This is a genomic window from bacterium (assembly GCA_024228115.1).
In the GTDB taxonomy this organism is placed as follows: Bacteria; Myxococcota_A; UBA9160; order UBA9160; family UBA6930.
In genome coordinates this window covers 1-3,160 of sequence record JAAETT010000512.1, presented here as the reverse complement: position 1 = coordinate 3,160, position 3,160 = coordinate 1, and the positions used below count along the sequence as shown (strand labels likewise).

Genomic DNA, 3,160 nt, shown 5'->3' with positions numbered 1-3,160 from the left:
GATGACACAGAGGTTCACGGCGATCCGGACGAGCCCCGGGGCCGATGCGGGGAGGCCGAGAGCACTGGTAGCTGGCCCCGCGAGAACGAAACAACCGGCCAATGCGAGCATGAACCACACCCGTCGCTGATTGCCCCGTCTTGCAGCGAATGGCCCGAGGAGGATGCCGGCAAGAACCCGAGCCGCAATGGCCGGCGGTGCGCCGACAGGACCCAGCTTGAGTTGCTCCACCGTCCAGCGACCAACTCCCCGGCTCCCCCGGACCGCTACCCGCCGGCGCCCGGGTCCCCCGGCGGATCCAGGCGCGCCCTCGCACGCGGGTGCCAAGCTCTCTGGGGTACCCCGACCCTCCTCCAGAAGCGATCGGAGGCTCTCTAGAAAGTAAGCCCAGCTCATGCTGCAATCGCGGAAGCGATCCGTGACCTCTGGCCACCCGGCGTGATCGAGGCGCACGACCGTGCGGTCGCCGCTCGCCTCGAACTCGAAGGCGATGTCTGTGTTGAACCAGGAATTCTCCTTGGTCGTGCAGTGCCAGACGATGCGAGAGGGCTCCGTCAACTCAGCTATCGTGAACGAGACGGGCTCATCGTCAAAGCGTAGTTCCAGTGTGCCGCCCTCGCGATAGTCGGGAGAGAAGGCCTGCGTGAACCACTCCGCGATTCCCGCGGTGCTAGCTACGCGCTGGTACACCTTCTCCGGCGTTGCACGGATTCGAACGAGATGAGCAATCTGTGCCATCTGGACGCTCCCTCCAGCCGCCCAACGGACACGCGGCTCGACTGCCAGGCCGACCTTCGATCCTCGTTGAGCCTGCCGAGTGGAGCCCGATTGTACCATGCCTTGCCATGGCTGACGTGGCTCGGTCTGATGTTGCAAGCCCTTGTTGGGCGGCGTCTTGCGCTGCCGCGGCAAACCGAAATCGGTGTACTACACGCGACCATATTTGGAGAGCACCCCGTCTCGGAATGCTTGAAGGCAATCCTCGCTGGCACCATGGACTTCAAGCTGCCGCTCAGTGGCCGTCAGTATTTCCGCAATCCGTGACTCGCGATCGGCTGCGCCCAGATCGGTGGGATTGGTATCGAGGAAGATGTGATTCCCGTCCGGATCATGTGTTGCCCAGGACTCACCTTCTCCGTTCTCGTCATCTGGCCGGCGCCGGACGGGCTGCCCCGACAGGCCCGGGAGCCTCTCTGAAGCTCTGTTGTGCGTAGCGAAGACGTCCGCGCCTCTGAAGTTCAGAGAGTTCTCGCTCAGGAACGTCATCAGTGCGAGGCGGAAGTAGCCGCTCTTCAGGACAACACGAAGACCGTCGACTGTCATCTCGTCGATGACCTCCATACCGATCGACTCGTAGAACTTCCTTGACGCGGCCAAGTTCTTGACTGCAATACACGGACATATCACTCCGTAGTCCACTTCCCGAGCCCTCCTCAAAAGTCCGAATCGCCGCCTTCTATGTTGGCTCTGCCGTCAACCCCCAATGAGTCGACCGGTTGATTCTACACTGAAGTCTCCACGATGTATCTTTGAGATCGAAGGGCCTGGCGGCTTCGTGAAGGGTCGGGGGCGATGCCCGCGAACGACCTTCTATCCGTGCCGATGCCTAGCACCGGACACCTGAGCCTTTGTACGCTTTCTGCGCTGGTGAAGCCTCTGGGCGGGCGGCCCCTTCTAACGGGCGGGGCCTCTGGGGCACCTGGCGGCGATTCGAGCCGCCCGCACCAGGATTCCTTCGGGTCAACAAGTCGATTCTCTCCTAGCGAACGCGGAGGTCGGTCTTCAGGACCGCTCCTCCCGGAATCACGCCGGTCTCGAGGAAGCGCCACAGCGCTACGAGGAGCTTTCGTGCCAGGGCCACGATCCCGATCTTTCGCAGCCGGGAGCTACCAGAGCCGAAACGACGCTGGTACCACTTCGAGAGTTCGCTCTCCGGCTGGAACCGCAACCACCCCCAAGCGAACTCGATTGCGTCGCTCCGGATCCAGCGGCTTCCATCCTTGCCGATCCCCTGCTCCCGACTCTTCGTTCCACTGTCGAAGGGCGTTGGCGTCAGGCCCGCCATCGAGCCCACCTGCTTGCCGTTGCGAAAGTCTCGCCACCCGAAGAACTCGGTTCCGAGCGACCAGGCCGTATTGATTCCAACTCCCTTCAGGCTGAAGAGCTGGCGGACCTTGGCGAGGGTTTCGTTCTTTCCCTCGCGAAGAATGTTCCGGCGCTCGGCTTCAAGCCGACGGATTCGCTTGGTCCCATGCGCGTAGTCCTGGGCGTAGTGCAGAAGCCTTGCACGAAGCCCCGCAGGAAGCCGCGATCCGTCCCAGAGCCGCATGGCTGCGAGTTGCCTCTCCAGGTCCTGCCGCAGGTTCAGGGTGAGCCCTTGATTCGAGAGCAAACCCTTGAGCCTGTGGCCTACCCGCGTCCGGTCCTTCTTCGCGAGCTTCAGCTCTCGGTGGAGATGACGCCGATCCTCATCCTCCACCGAAGGCACGCGAACCACGCTCCACACCGGTTTCACACTCCCGGCCAGGTGACGGGCCAGCAGGTCGAGGAGCGCCACCACGTCGATCCGATCCGTCTTCGCACGACGCTTCTTGCGATTGACCTCGATGCTCGCGGAATCCACCACGAGATTCTCCACACCGTTCGCGACGAGGAAGCGGTGGATCCAGAAGCCGTCTCGGCCTGCCTCGTAGCAGCTCACCACCCGAACTTCCCTTCCGAGGCCGAGCTTCTCCCGGGCCCAGGCGATGGCTCCCAGCAAGGCCTTCCCGTCCCGCGAGTCGATCTTGCGCCGTACGACCTTCTCACCGAAGCCGCCCGAGAAGCCTACGAGCCAGCCCTTCTCGCCGAGCTCCAAGGCGACCATCAGGGTCTCCTCCGCTTCGCTAGTCTTGATCATTGAGGCCGCTGCTGTTTGCTTGGACAAGGTGTCTCTCCTTGGTGTGTTAGTTCAAGGAGGTTTACAGCAGTGGCCTTTTCTTGTCCGGAGCCCATGGGCATAGGCTCTAACGGATCGGCGTTTAGCCTGAACTATGCACGAAAGTTGGCTGAGAAGCTGGCTTTCCAATGTTTCAGCGTGCCGCGCGGCGATTGACGCTGACGGATCTCGTTTTGGGTGGTCGATGCCCATTCCGTGGCGCGAATGCGGAGTGTGCTTCGG

The 3,160-nt window shown here is 62.4% G+C and carries 3 protein-coding genes; all 3 read right to left on the bottom strand.

Annotated features, from left to right (window positions below; translation table 11 throughout):
• A partial coding sequence (locus tag GY937_21695; protein ID MCP5059326.1) for an SRPBCC domain-containing protein occupies window positions 1-738 on the bottom strand: 738 nt, incomplete at its 3' end.
• A gap of 189 nt (window positions 739-927) precedes the next feature.
• The gene (locus GY937_21690; protein ID MCP5059325.1) at window positions 928-1,419 is read right to left on the bottom strand and encodes a VOC family protein; all 492 of its coding nucleotides are present in this window, start codon (window positions 1,417-1,419) and stop codon (window positions 928-930) included.
• A gap of 340 nt (window positions 1,420-1,759) precedes the next feature.
• Window positions 1,760-2,926, bottom strand: a complete 1,167-nt coding sequence (locus GY937_21685) for an IS110 family transposase (GenBank protein ID MCP5059324.1) — start codon at window positions 2,924-2,926, stop codon at window positions 1,760-1,762.
• Between the last annotated feature and the right edge of the window lie 234 nt (window positions 2,927-3,160).